At 58.0% G+C, this 16,234-nt stretch carries 17 protein-coding genes; 5 read left to right on the top strand and 12 right to left on the bottom strand.

Going from position 1 to position 16,234, the window contains the following annotated elements:
• Positions 1-28: 28 nt before the first annotated feature.
• The 3 genes from MU553_RS21285 to MU553_RS21275 all read right to left on the bottom strand — a co-directional run bounded on the left by MU553_RS21285 (position 29) and on the right by MU553_RS21275 (position 2,322).
• Positions 29-802 carry a hypothetical protein gene (locus tag MU553_RS21285; protein WP_247381439.1) on the bottom strand — a complete coding sequence of 258 codons (774 nt, stop codon included), beginning with the start codon at positions 800-802 and terminating at the stop codon, positions 29-31.
• 547 nt (positions 803-1,349) lie between these two features.
• Entirely contained in the window at positions 1,350-1,865 is a 516-nt protein-coding gene (locus tag MU553_RS21280; protein WP_247381437.1) for a four-helix bundle copper-binding protein, read from the bottom strand.
• A gap of 97 nt (positions 1,866-1,962) precedes the next feature.
• A complete protein-coding gene (locus MU553_RS21275) occupies positions 1,963-2,322 on the bottom strand; it encodes a hypothetical protein (protein WP_247381544.1) in 360 nt (119 codons plus the stop codon).
• A gap of 313 nt (positions 2,323-2,635) precedes the next feature.
• On the opposite strand from MU553_RS21275, the gene MU553_RS21270 reads away from it, so the two are divergent.
• Positions 2,636-2,971, top strand: a complete 336-nt coding sequence (locus MU553_RS21270; protein WP_247381435.1) for a hypothetical protein — start codon at positions 2,636-2,638, stop codon at positions 2,969-2,971.
• Between the two features lie 79 nt (positions 2,972-3,050).
• Here MU553_RS21270 and MU553_RS21265 read toward each other — a convergent pair whose 3' ends face one another.
• The 3 genes from MU553_RS21265 to MU553_RS21255 are packed head-to-tail and all read right to left on the bottom strand — an operon-like array spanning position 3,051 to position 5,413.
• Positions 3,051-4,148 (bottom strand): Gfo/Idh/MocA family protein, encoded by a 1,098-nt coding sequence (locus tag MU553_RS21265; protein WP_247381432.1) that lies wholly within the window; start codon positions 4,146-4,148, stop codon positions 3,051-3,053.
• Positions 4,145-5,116: a sugar phosphate isomerase/epimerase family protein gene (locus MU553_RS21260; RefSeq protein WP_247381430.1), complete on the bottom strand. Its 972-nt coding sequence runs from the start codon at positions 5,114-5,116 to the stop codon at positions 4,145-4,147. Before MU553_RS21260 ends, MU553_RS21265 begins: the two co-directional genes overlap by 4 nt.
• Positions 5,117-5,161: 45 nt before the next feature.
• Entirely contained in the window at positions 5,162-5,413 is a 252-nt protein-coding gene (locus MU553_RS21255; protein ID WP_247381428.1) for a hypothetical protein, read from the bottom strand.
• A gap of 107 nt (positions 5,414-5,520) precedes the next feature.
• On the opposite strand from MU553_RS21255, the gene MU553_RS21250 reads away from it, so the two are divergent.
• Entirely contained in the window at positions 5,521-6,564 is a 1,044-nt protein-coding gene (locus MU553_RS21250; protein WP_247381427.1) for a Gfo/Idh/MocA family protein, read from the top strand.
• Here MU553_RS21250 and otsB read toward each other — a convergent pair.
• The 3 genes from otsB to MU553_RS21235 all read right to left on the bottom strand — a co-directional run bounded on the left by otsB (position 6,524) and on the right by MU553_RS21235 (position 9,423).
• Positions 6,524-7,381 carry a trehalose-phosphatase gene (gene otsB, locus MU553_RS21245; RefSeq protein ID WP_247381425.1) on the bottom strand — a complete coding sequence of 286 codons (858 nt, stop codon included), beginning with the start codon at positions 7,379-7,381 and terminating at the stop codon, positions 6,524-6,526. The two genes, MU553_RS21250 and otsB, sit on opposite strands and share 41 nt — an antisense overlap.
• Complete coding sequence (locus MU553_RS21240) at positions 7,381-8,889, bottom strand: alpha,alpha-trehalose-phosphate synthase (UDP-forming) (RefSeq protein ID WP_247381423.1); 1,509 nt, start codon at positions 8,887-8,889, stop codon at positions 7,381-7,383. The genes otsB and MU553_RS21240 overlap by 1 nt, the downstream gene beginning before the upstream one ends.
• Before the next feature lie 315 nt (positions 8,890-9,204).
• A complete protein-coding gene (locus MU553_RS21235; protein ID WP_247381421.1) occupies positions 9,205-9,423 on the bottom strand; it encodes a DUF6684 family protein in 219 nt (72 codons plus the stop codon).
• Between the two features lie 1,426 nt (positions 9,424-10,849).
• Here MU553_RS21235 and MU553_RS21230 point away from each other — a divergent pair.
• From MU553_RS21230 to MU553_RS21220, 3 genes are all read left to right on the top strand, one after another.
• Complete coding sequence (locus MU553_RS21230) at positions 10,850-11,143, top strand: PadR family transcriptional regulator (RefSeq protein ID WP_247381419.1); 294 nt, start codon at positions 10,850-10,852, stop codon at positions 11,141-11,143.
• 254 nt (positions 11,144-11,397) lie between these two features.
• On the top strand, positions 11,398-11,787 hold the full coding sequence (locus MU553_RS21225; protein WP_247381417.1) for a DUF5658 family protein: 390 nt from the start codon (positions 11,398-11,400) through the stop codon (positions 11,785-11,787).
• A 174-nt stretch (positions 11,788-11,961) separates the two neighbouring features.
• Positions 11,962-12,159, top strand: a complete 198-nt coding sequence (locus MU553_RS21220) for a DUF7511 domain-containing protein (RefSeq protein ID WP_247381415.1) — start codon at positions 11,962-11,964, stop codon at positions 12,157-12,159.
• 67 nt (positions 12,160-12,226) lie between these two features.
• Here the strand turns inward: MU553_RS21220 and MU553_RS21215 are convergent, their stop codons facing one another.
• The 3 genes from MU553_RS21215 to MU553_RS21205 all read right to left on the bottom strand — a co-directional run bounded on the left by MU553_RS21215 (position 12,227) and on the right by MU553_RS21205 (position 16,234).
• Complete coding sequence (locus tag MU553_RS21215) at positions 12,227-13,483, bottom strand: RNA-guided endonuclease InsQ/TnpB family protein (RefSeq protein WP_247381413.1); 1,257 nt, start codon at positions 13,481-13,483, stop codon at positions 12,227-12,229.
• A gap of 317 nt (positions 13,484-13,800) precedes the next feature.
• A complete protein-coding gene (locus tag MU553_RS21210; protein ID WP_247381411.1) occupies positions 13,801-14,409 on the bottom strand; it encodes a DUF7344 domain-containing protein in 609 nt (202 codons plus the stop codon).
• Positions 14,410-14,845: 436 nt separating this feature from the next.
• Positions 14,846-16,234, bottom strand: coding sequence for a nucleotide sugar dehydrogenase (locus tag MU553_RS21205; RefSeq protein WP_247381409.1), 1,389 nt, complete (start codon positions 16,232-16,234; stop codon positions 14,846-14,848).

Here is a 16,234-nt window from a genome sequence, read left to right as displayed (position 1 = left end):
TCAGGCCGCTCCACTGCGTGCTCCCCAGTTACCGCTGCTGGGACTGCCGGCTCTGCTCTTCCTGCGGACGCTGCTGGAGCTGCAGGCCGCCCTGTGACTGCTGTGGCTGCTGTTGGGTCTGCTGCGTCTGCTGCTGTGGCTGCTGGGCCTGCTGCTGTGGCTGCTGCTGTTGCAGTCCGATCTGTGGCTGCTGTTGCTGGGGCTGCTGGGCCTGCTGCTGGGGCTGTTGCTGAGGCTGCTGTTGCTGGGGCTGCTGGGCCATCTGCTGGGGCTGTTGCTGAGGCTGCTGGGTCTGGGGAATCTGTTGTGTCTGCGGCTGCTGCCCCATCTGCTGGGTCTGAGGCTGTTGCTGAGCCTGCTGCCCCTGCTGGCTACCGATGAACTGCCCAGTCTGCGGGTCCCGCTGTGGCATCTGGTGTGGGTGCTGGGGCTGTCCATACTGCGCCGGTAGCTGCTGGGAGATCTGTTCGGGCGACAGCTGTTGTCCCTGCTGCTGGCCCTGCGTCGGCTGCTGTGTCGGCAGCCCGATCTGCTGGTGGACCTGTCGTTCCTGCTGTTCTCGCCACTGCTCGTGCTGCTGTGGCTCCTGAACGAACTGCCCAGTCTGTGGATCGCGAGGCTGTAGTTCGGCCTGGATAGCCTTGTCCTCGCGGAACTGCTGACTGTGACGCTGATCGGCTGCACCCTGGTCGGCACCACGAATCTGTTTGCCCGAGAATCCGCCCTGCATCTGCCCTTGCTGACCGGTTTGCTGTGTTTGCTGTCGCTGCTGGCCTTGGTTCTGGTTTCCTTGGTAGCTCATAGTTGTGAGAGTGTGATCGTTGACTTCCGGGTCAGTTCCGACATGTCTGTTCGTGGCAATCCGGACCGTCGGTTCCGGCAACCGCTCCCACGATCGTTCGACATGTGGCGAGATTGGGATGACGGACGGTTTCCGTCACGCCACGGGACCAGATGACTGATCCCTATCGAGCCGCTCAATGAGTATCCCATTAACCGTTTCGTCCGTTTGTACGGCTAAGGGTGGGCTACTCGTCAGTTTCCGCAACTCGCTCGAACGGAACCCAAGGCTTGCGGAGGTTTGGCTCACGTAACGTGTAGTTTGATTTCCTATATGTCAAATCGACGTTGCCAGTTACCAACGACCGGGTTGCGGAAGGGCCAAAGAAGAGACCAAATATAAAGCCTTGATCAATTCGGATTCGAACAGTTCCGGCCTGCGGTCATCGGACAGCGAACGAAAAATGACAGTAAAAATGGAGTCTGTCGGTGAGAGACCGGCCGTTCCGATCGAATGAACTCGACAACTCCGGTGTGTTGCTGACAGGCGACGCGTAGAGTTCGATGATCTAATATCCCGTCTGGGAACCAGACTGCATGCGTCCCTGAGTCATGCCACCTTGTTGCATTCCCTGCCGCTTCGATCCGGTGAGCTGCTGAATCGCGTTGAGCGACTGGCCGAGTACTGAGGCGCAGTCCTGACAGTGGCCCTGATTGTGACGGCTACACTCCTGTGCGCACGCCTGCATCGCCTGGTTAAGCGTCTGGAGGATCGGAGTACTGTAGTTCGATTTTCGAGAGAGGAGAACCTGACTCGCCTCGCCGATCTCGGAGACGTCCTCACAGAGCCGAATGCACTCCGCCATGTTGGCGTTGCCTTCGGCGACGCACTGGTCTGCGCACCATTCACAGATTTCGATGGCACGCGTGATGGCGTTCATCGCCGCGGCTTCCTGGGGAGACTGGACGTCCTGCAGTCGCAATCCGCCCTGCTGGCCGGTCATCCCGGACTGGCCCATCGTCGTTCCCTGCTGTCCTGTCCACTGCGTCTGCTGGCCTCCCTGCTGTGGATACTGGTCTGACATAGTAGGATTCGGACGCGAACACGCCCACAGCGAACTCCCTCGTGTCGATAGTTAGGTATAGGCCCAGTACACGACCGGCATGACGAATACCGTATGATTACACGCCGGGAACGCCTGTCGCCTCGAAGCCCGCGACACCGAGGATACCGAGGAGGACAACGACGAGCACGGACGCGACCCAAGCGATCAACGCGATGGCTGTCGCGTTCACCCACCCGCCAGGATATCGATAGTTGATGACACCGACGTACGCGACGAGCGTCGCCAGTGGGCCGAGAAGCGGTATCCAGCCCAGGAACAAGGAAACGAGCGCCCAGACGACGGCTCCGATTAACGCAGTTATAAGTGCATAACTGTAATCGTCCGTGTCGGTGACGACCCTCGCGCCGACGTAGATGCCGACTGCACCGATGAGCAGGCTCACTACGAACACGATGAGCGAGTCGAAAACGGCCATGGCGAACCAGTCCCCCGAAGTCGCATAGTTAATCAGGTCGTTATCTCGGGTCACCGACTCCACATCGTTCAGATTTTGCGTTGCACCCTCTCACGACGGAAAAGACACGTCAGGAATTACGTATTCGGATATCAACCGGACGCTACTCCGGGTCGACCTGTCCAGTAGTCAGTTGTGACTCGGCTGAACGGTCACACTGGTTTATCTATTACAGTCGGTTACGTGCCAATGGGTGATGTGGTGGTCATCCGTGACAGCAACTCGCTGGGAGCCACGTCGCTACCATATCGCCACGACAGTAGGTAGATACTCGATGCGTTCACCAGATGAACCGGACAGCACTGATTGGGGTGGGTTCGATCGACTGGTCACGTTTCCGCTGCAGCAAGCAGTCGAGACGCAGCGCACCATCGGTCTGATGACGAACAAGACAGTCGCGCTGGAGAAGGAGCTCCAGCGACCGTACATCGAGGTCGCGAAAACGATGTGCGACTCGTATCGAGGAGCGATCGAGCAGTCGATGCGCGAACTATCCCGAACTGTGGAGGTCGGTGCAACGGCCGGACCTGCGCCACGGGCGACGCCGAAACCGACTACGACGTCGGACGGTGACCGGCAACACCCACGACAGTCCACCGAGACGAAATAGTACGCACCGACGTACCTTCGGAGTCAAACCGTCCTTGCAACCCCTCACGGGGTTTTCAGCCGCGACAGACGGGAAGTGCCTACAGCGGCATCCACTTTGTCGCCTCGTCACTCCGCACGGTCGCATCGAGAACCCGCTGCACTGCCACACCCGCCTCGAAATTCGGCTGGTAGGGCTCCCCGCGGTCGATGGCCCGCAAGAACTCGAAGTTCTCGTTGATGATCGCGTGTTCCCACCCCAGCACGTGTCCCGGTGGCCACCAGTGGTCGACGTACGGGTCGGTTTCGTCGGTCACCAACCTCGTCTCGTACCCTCGCTGCTCGGGTTCCTTGACGGCGAGTTCGTTCGGCCGTTCCAGCGAGAACTGCAGACTGCCCGCCGTTCCGTGAACGCGAATCGTCTGGTCGTTCTTGTGTCCGGGCGCGACCCTGGAGCCTTCGACGGTCCCCATCGCACCGTTCTCGAACGCGAGTTGGGCAGTGTACGCGTCGTCAACCGTGACTTCGCGCGCCTCGTCGCCGTCCGGCTCCGGTCGTTCCTCGACGAAGGTACGCAACTGCCCGCTGACTCGCTCGACGTCCCCGACCAGATACCTGGCCAGGTCGATCGTGTGCGCCCCGAGATCGCCGAGCGCCCCGCTTCCCGCCAGGTCCTCGTCCAGCCGCCACGACCACGGAGCGTCCGGGTCGACGAGCCAGTCCTGAAGATAGCGTCCTCGAAACTGCCTCACGTCGCCGATCTCGCCCGATTCGACGACTGCTTTCGCCATCCGGATCGCCGGCAGGAACCGATAATTGAAGGCGATCCCGGCGATCGCATCGCTCTCGGTCGCTGCCTCGACCATCCGTTCCGCTGCATCCAGATCGTGAGCGAGCGGTTTCTCGCAGAGAACGTTGACGTCGCGTTCCAGCGCCGCGATCGTCGGCTCCGGGTGGAGATAGTTCGGTGCCAGGTTGTAGAACACGTCGATCTCGTCGAGTGCAGCCTCCCAGTCCGTCGTCGTCTTCTCGAAGCCGAGTCTATCGGCAGCAGCCGCGAGGGCCTCTTCGTCACGTCCGACCAGCACTGCCCGAGTCACCTCCGGAGCGTCCGGGAAAAACATCGGCAACCGGGCCAGTGCGTTCGCGTGTGCTTTCCCCATGAAGCGATACCCGAGGAATCCGACTCGAAGCGTCATGAATCGACCCAGTGCGGTTCCTCAGGTTGCGTCTCCAGCACGCACCGCTGGAGGAGTTCGACCGCTTTCTCGAGCCCTTCCTTCGAACTCATGAGCGAATCCTCGTGTTCGATGCTCAGCGCCCCGTCGTATCCGACGATGCGCAGCGCGCTGACCACCCGTTTCCAGTGTTGCTCACCGTGGCCGTAGCCGACGGTTCGGAACAACCAGGACCGCTCTGATTCGTCGTCGTAGGGCGTCGTATCGAGCACGCCCCGCGTTCGCACGTTCGTGTCGTAGAGTTCCGTGTCCTTCGCGTGGACGTGGTGAATCGCATCGGCCGCCCCGAGGTATCGAATCGCTGCGACGGGGTCGATGTTTTGCCAGTAGAGGTGCGAGGGGTCGAAATTCGCCCCGAGATGCTCGTTCGTCGCCCGCCGTAACCTGAGCAGCCCGTGCGGTTCGTACACGAGCATGTTCGGATGCATCTCGATCGCGACGTGTACGTCGTGTGACTTCGCAAACGTCGCGAGGTCCGTCCAGTAATCGATCGCGCGCTCCCACTGGTACTGGAGCGCCTCCGCGTGTTCCGGCGGCCACGGTGCCGTGATCCAGTTCGGCGTCACGTCGTCGGACGCACCGCCTGGAAGTCCCGAAAAACACGTGACCGTCCCGACGTCAAGTTGCCCAGCGAGACGGATCGCGTCCCGGAGTTCGGTATCTGCCCGTGCCGCCCGATCCTCGTCGGGATGGAGCGGATTGTTGTGCGTCGCCAGTGCACTCACGTACAGCCCGTGTTCGTCGAGTTCCGACCGCAGTTCCGATTGGGCAGTCTCGTCGTCGAGGTAGTCCCCTGTGGGGAGGTGCTCGTCGCCAGGATGGCCACCACAGCCCAGTTCGACCGCGTCGACGCCGAGAGAGGCGAGGTACTCGAGAGCATCTGTCCGCGATTGTGACGCTAATGGAACCGAAAGAACACCGGTGTCCATGACCGTTCTTCACCGCCGATCGGGTAATGCTTCGTGGCAGGTCGGTTACGGTTTGTTGTTCTGCTCCCTGGACCGACTCGATGCCCGACGTGGTCCGGTCACTGGCGGCTCCAGCTCGGTTTCGAGTTGTCGGATCCGGAGTTGCAAACTCTGCTCGACTGTGGAGAGGCGACGGTCGAGTTGCTCGATCGCGGCCATCGCGACGTCGTTCCCGCCGTTGAGATACGGACAGTGCTGTACGTGGACGTTGAGTTCGTCGTGTGAGACCTCTCTTTCACACCCTGGGCAGATTGGCATGTGCTACCCCCGTTTCGACGTTCTAGCACTTACGAGATTTGGGGGCTGTGCCGACAGAAGACCTGCGAATCCGATAGACATTTTTCCGTCAGTCCCTCTGCTTACCCATGGGCCTGCGTATCGGTGTTATCGGAGTTGGGGGTCTCGGCTATCTGCAAGCGAAGACGTACAGTGAACTCGAAGACGTGACGATCGTCGCGGCCGCCGACGTCGCAGCCGATGCACGAGAACTGTTCGAGCGGGAGTTCAACGCGCCAGCCTACCAGAACTACAGAGCACTACTCGACGACCACGCGTCCGAACTCGACGCGATGACTATCGTGACACCGCACACGCTCCACTACGACCAGGCCATTGCGTGTCTCGAACGGAATCTCCATCTCCTGATCGAGAAGCCGATGGTCACCGAGGTCCAGCAGGCCGTCGATATCATCGAAGTGGCAACGGAACGGGACCTCGACGTCCAGGTCGGCTATCAGCGACACTTCCATCCGGCCTTCGAACAGATGCGGTATCAGATCGAACGCGGTGCGATCGGTGACGTTCGGTCAGTCAACTGCTTCATCTCCCAGGAATGGATCGAGAACCACCAGAACACCTGGCGCGTGGACCCCGACTTCTCCGGCGGCGGTCAACTGTACGATACCGGCTCGCACCTCCTCGAAGCGCTCATCTGGCTCACAGACAGCGTCCCGAAGACGGTGACTGCGCAGGTCGAATACGACAAACCGTCGCTGGACGTCAACAGCGCAGTGACCATCGAGATGGAGCGTGGCGACCAGAGCTTCCTGTCGTCGGTCAGCATCACCGGCGACGGTGACGACGTCATCCCAACAGAGGGGTACTTCATCTGGGGGACAGAGGGATCGATAGCGTACGTCAACGACGTCCTCCACATCCACGAGAGCGACGAGGTCACGTACCGGGCGGAGATTCCGAGCGAGTTCAATTTCGATACGCTCAACGAACGAAAACTCGAGAATTTCATCGGTTCGATCGAAGGCGAGGTGGACCCCGCCGTCCCCGCCGAGATCGGCCTCGAAGTGACGGCGCTCACGGAGGCGATCTACGAGTCCGCCGACACCGGAACAGTGGTCGACATCGACGATTTCATCGACGGGTGCGACTCGTCCGATTTCGTGTACCGGTGACCCGCGTCTCTTGAATGCGTCCCATCCATCGCAAAAAGGACGCCACCTCCCGTTGCGCTGGAATCCGATACGTCGCCGTGGTCTCGTCAGTGCCGACGAAGACGTCGAGATCGCCCGGGCCGAGAACCTCGAACGCGTCCTCGTCAGTCGTATCGTCACCGACGTAAGCCGTCAGCCAGTCGTCGGGAACTCTGCGCTGGAGTTCCGTGACTGCCTTTCCCTTGTCCCAGTCGACCGCGGGTCTGATCTCGATCGATTGTTTGCCGGGAACGATCCGGAACTGGCCCATGACTCCGTCACCTGACTGCCCGGGGGGACCGTGCACCAGCGACTCGACGGCGCGCTCTACGTCGGGTACCCTGGCTGGTGGCACTTGCCGATAGTGGAGTGTCAGAGACAGTCCTTTGTTCTCTACGGTCGCACCCGGGATCGACGCAGTTCGCGTTTCGAGTATCGTCGCTGCACGCTGAATCGATGGTGCCTGTCGTTCGGCAACTGGATGCACGGTGACGCCGTGCCCGTCAGCAAGTTCGAGCCCGTGATTGCCTGCATACGCAATCTGAGGGATTCCCACGCGAGAAACGAGATCCGAAAGTTCGCGTCCGCTGATAATTGCAAGTCGTACCTGCGTTCGGGCGCGGAGCGTCTGGAGTGCACGTTCGTTCGCCGGGGTGATCGTCGGCGTCGTCGGCGAGTCTGCGATCGGAGCGAGTGTGCCATCGAAATCGAGGCACAGCAACAACCCGTCACTCTGTTCGAGGCGTGCGCGAAGCGTCGGTTTCGCTTCCGACACGAGCATCGGTGTCGATGGATGCATCACTCGGGACGGACTTGACGGGACGCGCGTAAAACGTCTAGCTGGCTGTCGACCCACTGCTGCAAGTCGTTTTGGGCCACGATCCCGCGCAGATCACCCATTCGCTGACGCCGATCGTGGGGGGACATGCAGAGCGCTGTTTCGATCGTCGAGCTGAACTGCCGGGTATCGTGGGGATCGATCGTGAGCGCGTGTTGACCTAGCAAATCGTGGGCACCGGCGTTGCTACTCAGGAGGAGTGCCGCGTCGTTCGACGTCTGCGCGGCGATGAACTCCTGGGCGACGAGATTGAGCCCGTCTCTAATTGGGCTCACGATCGCCACGTCTGCCTCGTTGTACAAGCCGAGCAGTTTCTGGCGGGAGAGGCGTTTCGTCGTGTACACGACGGGCGTCCAGTCGTCGGTGCCGTACTGCTCGTTGATTTCCGAGACCGCGTCCGTGACCGTTTCCTGGACCTCCCGATACGCGGGGATCCGCGATCGGCTCTCACTTGCGTTTTGCACGTAGGTGAGTTTCCCACGCCACTCGGGATTTGCATCGAAGAAGTGTGCCAGTGCATCGAGTCGTTCCGGAATCCCCTTCGTATAGTCGAGTCGATCGACGCCGATCGCGACCCGTGCTTCGTCAGGAATAGCGTGGTCGGCCTCGAATTCCGCTGCTTGCGCGCGAGCGTCCTCGGACGTGACTTCCGCCTGGATGTCCTCGACGGGAACACCCATCGGGATCGACTCGACGGTGATGGCCCGCCCCTGGTACCGAATGCACTGGCGTTCCCAATCGACGTTCGCCTCCGGGATCGCAGCGTCGACGCAGGACAGGAAGTTCTGACAATACCTGTGAACGTGGAAACCAATGCGGTCGTTTCCGAGCAGTCCGCGAAGCAACGTGTGACTGTTCGGCACGACACGATACACGTCCCACACCGGCCAGGGGATATGCCAGAAATGCTGTAGCGTCGCCTGCGTATCGAGTTGTGCCCTGACGAGCGAGGGCGCGAGCGCGAGATGGTAATCGTGGAACCAGACGACCGGGTCGTCGGACGCCTCCGCGATCACTGCATTCGCAAACTCCTCGTTTATCTGTTTGTATCGGTCCCAGTCACTTCCCCTGTATTCGATCTTGCCGGGGAACGAGTGACAAAGGGGCCAGAGCACTCGATTGCTCAATCCGTAGTAATATCGGTCGACGTCCTCGTCCGAGAGCCAGATTCGCCTCAGCGTATAGGCGTCCTCCTCTGGCGGGACCAACACGCGATCGTTCGAATCGACGACAGCATCGTCAGCGTCGCCATCCCCCCATGCGACCCACGTTCCGCCCAATTCACGCATGGCAGGATCGAGCCCCTCAGTTAGTCCACCGGTCGGTCGTTCGACTTCGATACCGGATTCCGTCTCAGTGTGTCTGTACGGTTGTCGGTTCGAGACGACGATCAATTGATTGTCAGAAACCGTCTGCGTGTGTCGTTCCCACTGCCTTTGAGCCCGCGACGGGTTTATCTGAGGTTGCATACTGGAAGGTACCGAAATGACCGAATTCCGGTCTGGATACCAGTTCACCACTGCCAAGATAAGGCAATGATGCCTGCACATGAAACGAGGACTGGAACGGCGTGAGCATGGTCCCAATACGCTGGACAATACCCAGATGAACAGGAGTCAATCGAGCCATCTCGGAAATCTAGTCGATTGAAGTTTACTCCTCTCTCCGATGCGATTACACACGCAATGTCGTACAGCAGTTCGTTCGGATCTCCAGCAACGCCACTGAAAAAAAGAGGGTCGGATTCGAGAACCGAGAAGGGTAGAGAGAGAACTGTTTCGTATTTAGGCTTGGTCGCGAGAGATGACGCGACCGGCAACGTACGTCAGTAGCGCCAAGAGAACGAACGGTACCAAGAGAAGTCCTTGTGAGACGACGAACAGGAACGCGTCGAAGGGCCATTCCTGGATGACTGCGAACATGATCATGAAAAAGAGGATGATTACGAGCGGGACGGCGTTCACAACCAGGTCGAGCGTGGTTTCTCGATCGAACCCAAACATTACACCAAAGCGTTAGTGAATAGGTCGTAAAATAACACGGCCGGCATCTGCCAGCCAGCTCGACGTGAACGCCAGTGAGACGCACCAATATCTACGGCAGAATGAAACGTGGGCTGTTCTGAGAGTCGACAATTGACGCGGAATACCGGAGACGGACACGATTAACCAACATTTCATTGGAATCGCCATTTGTTGGTTAACACGAGCGAGGTTAGAGAAGTTCGAACCCACGAAGTCATTCGGCAGACACACACCGGGTTTCCGGTGAAACCGATCGAAGAGATGGAGAGGGAGAGTAGGACAGAGACGAGAGAGACACACACCGGGTTTCCGGTGAAATCCGTTCCAAGGAGGGGATCGTGTGTGAAGTACCGATGGGACAAGCCCCGGCCAGCCTGTAGACCACTGGGTAGTCTGTGGAGGGAAGAAGAGTTAGAAGAGACGCGAGACGAGGGAGCAGGAATTACAAACGCCGATAGACCACGGTAATTCGACAGACACACACACCGGATTTCCGGTGAAATTGGTTACGAGAGGGGGTGAGGGGGCAACAGACGATGAGGATAGCCGAGGAGAGTGCAACACCCAGATGAAGGATGACTGTCCGTACAGCACTGAGAAATGCCTATACTGGTAGCTACAGCTTTTGGAGGATCCGGGACTGGGAGATTATTCTATCAGTACAGACTGTCTGTATCATCTAGTCATTTCCCGGAATCTATCTCTGACTAAATATTGCATAGTCAGTTAACTATTTATACTATACTAGCTAAAAGTCCATTAAATGGATCGCTAAATAAACAATGCGATAAGATCGCATGGAGATTCGGACCTCCAACCGAAAGCTCGGCAACTAAGATGCTCTTTCTTCCTTCCCGAAATAGAATCTCTGTAGCAGCTCGTAGTCCGTATTCGATGCGGTACTTTCAGAGGACATCTCCACGCACTCGCCTGCTTCCCGACGATATCTGAACTTCGACTCCATTCGCTGCTAACTCCTTGAACTGTGACTACCCTTTCTAACACCTCGATCGCATCCTTCGACCCCCGTTTCATGTGCACCCCTCCTCTCTCTTCCACCCGTTTCACCGGAAACCCGGTGTGTGTCTCTCGGCCCATCTTTTATATACTATTTCACCGGAAACACGGTGTCTTGGTATCGATAATCATCTATCACTAAGAATCTCTCCCGATTCAACCGTGGCGCGAGCTACTATCACCTGCGGCGATGAGCTAGCATCTTCTGGATCACTGAACAAAATCGGAATCTTTCAAGCTGCACAGTATTTGCGTCGTGGTTCAGTTTGGTTGCAAGATGATCCTATGATAATATACTTAGTTGCTTGATATACCATCTTTACTGCTGATTCCTGGCGGTAGCCACTGTATAACTATAGACGAAAATTCATAACGAACCTATGGACCCATGTTCGACCTGACTGGTTTCCAACGAGACATCATGTACCTGGTGGCGGGATTGGATGATCCACACGGACTCGCTATCAAGGACGAGTTGGAAACATACTACGAATCGGAAATCCACCACGGCCGTTTGTATCCGAATCTCGACGAATTGGTCAAGAAAGGATTGATAAAGAAAGGGAAAAAGGATCGGAGAACGAACGTCTACCGACTGACCGATCGCGGGCTCCGAGAGCTCCAAGATCGGCGCGAATGGGAAAACCAGTACCTGCAGGACAAAGCAGCGATCCCGACCTGAGCTGCTGATCCGACATCGGAACCACTTTTTTGGCGACGAGAGGCGGAGACGACGCCTGTGTAGTGACGCCATCGCTGAGAGCATCACTGTCAGGTCTGTAATTAGAGTCACCATCGATCGACAGCGTGTGGGGCTCCATGCCCCGACTAACAATCTGGGAGTCCGTGGGAGTACTGGGTATGGTGAAATCCATCCCCGAGAACTGTCCGGCGCACCCGATTGGTAGCACTCTCCGTCTCCCTCGCCACTGAGCCATGGCGCAACGAGACCTACACTGGGGGTTCGAAGCGAACACCGTCACCTCGGAATGGACTGTTGGGCTCGCACTGCTCGTCCTCACGAAGATGACGGACCTGCTCACGACGATCGTTGGACTGACACTCGTGGACGGCGTGACCGAAAAGAATCCCATTGGTGCCTGGATATACCGCGAGATCGGCATTGCCGGACTGATCGGGGCGAGCATCACCGGTGTGCTCATGGTCGTCATCGTCGTCGAGGTGGTCGGTTCCTGGCTCTCCACACTCGACGAGTGTTCCCTCGAGCGTCGTCACCTCTATTTCATTAGCTACCTTCCACTCATCATCGTCTACTCGATCGCGACGCTCAATAACTCAGTACTGCTGCTCAGCCAACTCAGCTGATGCAACTACGCCTCCGCGGACAGCCGAGAAAAAACTCCAATTACATGTTAACAGAGCAGACACCTCGTTACCGAGCACATAACTAATTTAACAACGCTACTGTCGGTATCCTGTGGGAGGGAGACCAACTTCACTCCCTTCCGATATCGGGAAAACGCATCTGGGGGACCACGCATGAAGGAAACGATCTCGTCTGAAGAACAACTCGGCACAGGTGCAGAGAACTACGAACTCGTTTCCGTCGTCGTCGAGTACGACGAGCGGCCCAATCAATGTACGATCTATCATCCCGACTCGAACGCTATCGAACGCATGTCGAGCTGGATCTCGGCCGATACCGAGTGTTTCGTTGATTTATACGCTGAACGGTAGGACATCTTCCAGCGTCGATTGACATCCTCCTCCGCCTGAAGGCGGAGGAATCCCGAGCGTTGGGATATTAGGGTTTGCAGGCTCCCTGTTCTCTCGTATTGAACGTCCCGCTTTCGCGGTCGAACAGGAAGACTCCGGGCTGTGCCAACCAGCCGTTACTCATATCCTCTGTTGGAGGACTCTGAGTTATCTTTCGGCGGATGTTTACCGCACCGTTCACGTCAGCGTTCATCGTCGTCTCGCACGACGAACAGACGTACAGGCCACGCTCCACGCGGTTAGCCTCTCGAATTTGCCCGCAACACGAACACGTCTTGCTCGTATTCTCCTCGTCCACACGGTCAACGAGGATACCGTGTTCCTCGGCCTTGTATTCGAGCAGATTCGTGAAGCGGTCGAACTCCCATCCGTGGAGTTTCTTGTTCCCCGACGCACCCCAGTTCCGCGAGTCACCGTTCTCGTCTTCGCGGATGTCGCTCAGGTCGCCAACCGCTATCTTCTCCACACCTTCTTCGACACACCGCTCAACGATGTGTTTCGAGAGGGTGTGGAGTAAGTGGTCTTTGCGTCGAGAGAGTTTCTGTCGAGCCTTCAACGCCCGTTTCGATGGCCCGTTCTCGCCTTCGGTTTGGTACTCGTCGCGGGTGAAGTAGTGCTTGTCTTCTTTCAGCGTGTTCCCCGGATACAACTCCGAGGGGCCGTCCTCGTAGTCGATAGCGAGGTAGTTGCTGATACCGAGGTCGATTCCCGCCGTGTTGTCGCCGGGGGCGTCCTCGACGGGAATCTGTTTCTTGCAGACGAGGTGCAGTTCCCAGCGGTCGCCGTTGTAGACGGCACGCACCTGCTGGATGTTCTCCACCTGTACGTCGGGACAAGTTTCGTACTCCGCGAGGATGAAGTCAGACCGACTCTCTTTCAGGTTGAATCCTTTCGAGAGTCGGAGGTGGCCGTGTTTAGCGTCGTGCTTGATGCCTTTCTGTTTCCACGTCACGGTAGAGCGCGGGTGTCGGTCGCCACGTTTCCGGTAGCCCGGTGGATTGTTACCGTCGTCGGAATTGTACCAGCCGGTGAACGCCTCAGCAAGTTCTTCGAGAACTCGCTGACTTGACTGAGAATGCAGGTCACTGTAACGTTCGTGGGCTTTCAACTCCGATTTCAGTTCGGCTTCGTCAGGTATCTCACCTTCTTCGTCCCACCGACCTTGGATGTAGTAGCGTCCGACGTTCCACAGTTTCGAGGCAGAGAACCCGCACTGGTCGAGGTCGTCACGAACCTGTTGGTGGTTCGTGATGCGTGCGACGTAGGTGCGGGTTGTCTCCAGCATCGTACTGTGTTCATAACCAGTTATGGAGTAGAGACTATTAAAGGCTGTGCTTGGCGTGGAATATCCGGCCCTGCCGGTATCGGTAGAGCGTGTCACTGAGTGACGGCGCGTATCCACGGCCTGAAGGCCGTGGTATTGCGCCTGCTCCGCGTATAACCTCGTGTGTGACGTCCGAACGACCGCGTAACACGTGCTCTATTCGATGCCAGCTCTCGAACGATTGTCTGGTTCAGACCCAGCTTGTGCTTCTTCTAACTCGCTCACAAACGATTAGCGGAGTTACAGCTAAACGATACCTTCAAACGAGATAGATCGGCTTACTCGTTGGTATCGCGCTCTGAGACGGTCTGGAGAACGGAAGCCGCCGCAATGGCGACACAGAGGCCGCCGAGTGCTGCAGTTTGTAGCAGTGCAGGCTGACCGAACACGACCGTCAGGAGGAAGAGGCCGACTCCGAAGGCACTGATACCGATGTAGTACTTGTACCACTTCCGGCCGCCAGCGTCGTCGTTATCGAGGTACTCGTAGAGCTGTGGCGCGTTCGGACCGAGGTCGACGATACCACGGTTCTGATTGAACTCGACGATCTCCATGTCTGCCATCTTCGGGAGGTGACACTGATACAGACCGACGTACACGCGTTTGCGCTGGCTAGACGTGATCGACGCGATGTCCGTATCGTTCTCGAGGGCAGCAATGTGCTCTGCCAGATCACTAAGCGTGACCTGTTGTTCGTGTTCTCTGAGATATCGTATGACTTCTCGTCGGCGTCGATTTTTCAGCACTTCGAAAATTAGGTCGAGGGAAAGCTGCGTCTCCGCTGACGACTCCGCTGCTTCGATGTCATCGTCGGCATTATTGTCTGCTTCCGGTTCCTCAATCGACTGTGTGGAAGGTCCGTTTGACCCCGTTTCTTTCGTGCTCATGCACTTATCACCCATCTCTCGTTTTTACGCACGATTCCCCACCCACTTTCCGTGTTGTATCTGTGGAACGAGTTCGCATTCGCTCCTTTATTCAGGGTTGGTCTTCCCCTATGAGTTCCATCTCGTGGGAACGGTTGGATTTCTTCGCTGCATCTACTTCGTCCATTGGCAGGCACTTAATTGTTATTTGTCGTCTAAAACACGATTGGAAGTATCGACAGTATAGTTCCGATTAAGTAGGTTTTTCTGCCTAATCGGCTCGAACTGAGACTATTTTTTTCGATTTCGATAGCACTCTCACGGATCGCGTTGCTCTTTTACGAAGTTTGTGTGGGTGATGGTGTCATACGACACGGTAGAGGTCCGTTGTCACCGCTATAGCCTTTCCGTACGGGCCCCCGAAAGCTATGGTCTCAAATCAGTTGGCAGTGTAGTATCAAGAACTGTAATTACTATCGTCTGATACCGGGTCGCCAACGCCGATCGTGTACACCGGGTGACCGTCTACTCGGTCCGAGAGCGCATCACGTCCATCGACGACGACGACGTCTTCGAACGCGCTCCACGGGAGCGACTCGAACTCATCGTGATCAGTGGCCAGAACAACTGCATCGAAATCGTGCTCCGGCAGTTCGTCGAGGGCGATCTCCGCCACGGGGTACTGCTCTAGCTCCACGATGGGATCGACGGCCGCGACGTCGATCCCTCGTTCGTCGAGCAGTTCGGCGATCGCAAGCCCGGGCGATTCGCGTGTTTCTTCGACACCGGGGCGATACGCGACGCCGAGGACGACGACGGAGGCGTCGTCGACGGTGCGTCCGTTCTCGGCGAGCGCTTCCCGAAGCTTTCGGACAGTGAACGCGGGCATCGAATCGTTCACGTCCCGGGCGGTGCGGAGCAGCGGCGTCTCGGTCTCGAACGGTTCGATCAGGAAGTAGGGATAGTACGGGATGCAGTGACCGCCGACCCCGGGACCGGGGCGGTGAATATCGCAGTACGGCTGAGTGTTCGCCGTTTCGATCGCTTCGATAACGTCCGTCCCGAGTTCGTCGGCCATCGTCGCGAGTTCGTTCGCCAGAGCGATGTTGACGTCCCTGTACACGCCTTCGAACACCTTGACACACTCAGCAGTCGTCGCGTCGGCGACGGCGTGAATCTCGTTGTTCGAGACCTCGTCGTAGAGCACACTTGCTGCACGCGTACTCTCGTCGTCGACGCCGCCGACGACTTTCGGGTACGCCCCGCGGATATCCTTGAGGGCACGTCCGCTCGACGTTCGTTCCGGGCAGAACGCGACGCCGAACTCCCCGAGTTCCAGCTCACTCTCCCGCTCTAAAACCGGGACGACGACGTCCCGACAGGTCCGAGGCGGGACCGTCGATTCCACGCAGACGAGATCACCCGGAGATAGCCCCCGGCCGATCGACTCGGCGACCGCACGGAGCGTCGCCAGGTCCGGTGTTCCGTCTTCGACTAACGTCGGGACGATAATGACGTGGATCGCTGCGTCCGTGGCTGCGGCAGTGGGATCACTGACTGCGGAGAGGGACCCGTCCTCGACGGTCGTTTCGATCGCCTCCGGAAGACCCGGCTCGCCGTCGACGGGACAGGTACCGCTGTTGACCGATTCGACGACCGACGGATCGATGTCAGCGCCGGTCGTGTTCCCGGTCACCTCCGCGAACACGGCAGCGAGTGGCAGCCCCATCTTGCCGAGGCCGTACACGGCGACCGGAACGTCACCGTTACGCAGTGCTGATCGCTGGTCTGTACTCTCGAGTGAACTCTCGTATAACGAATATCGATCGCTTGTTCGTGTGTGCAT

Source organism: Halorientalis brevis (genome assembly GCF_023077655.1).
Note: the sequence above shows the minus strand (reverse complement) of the source record. Positions and strands in the feature narration are given on the sequence as shown.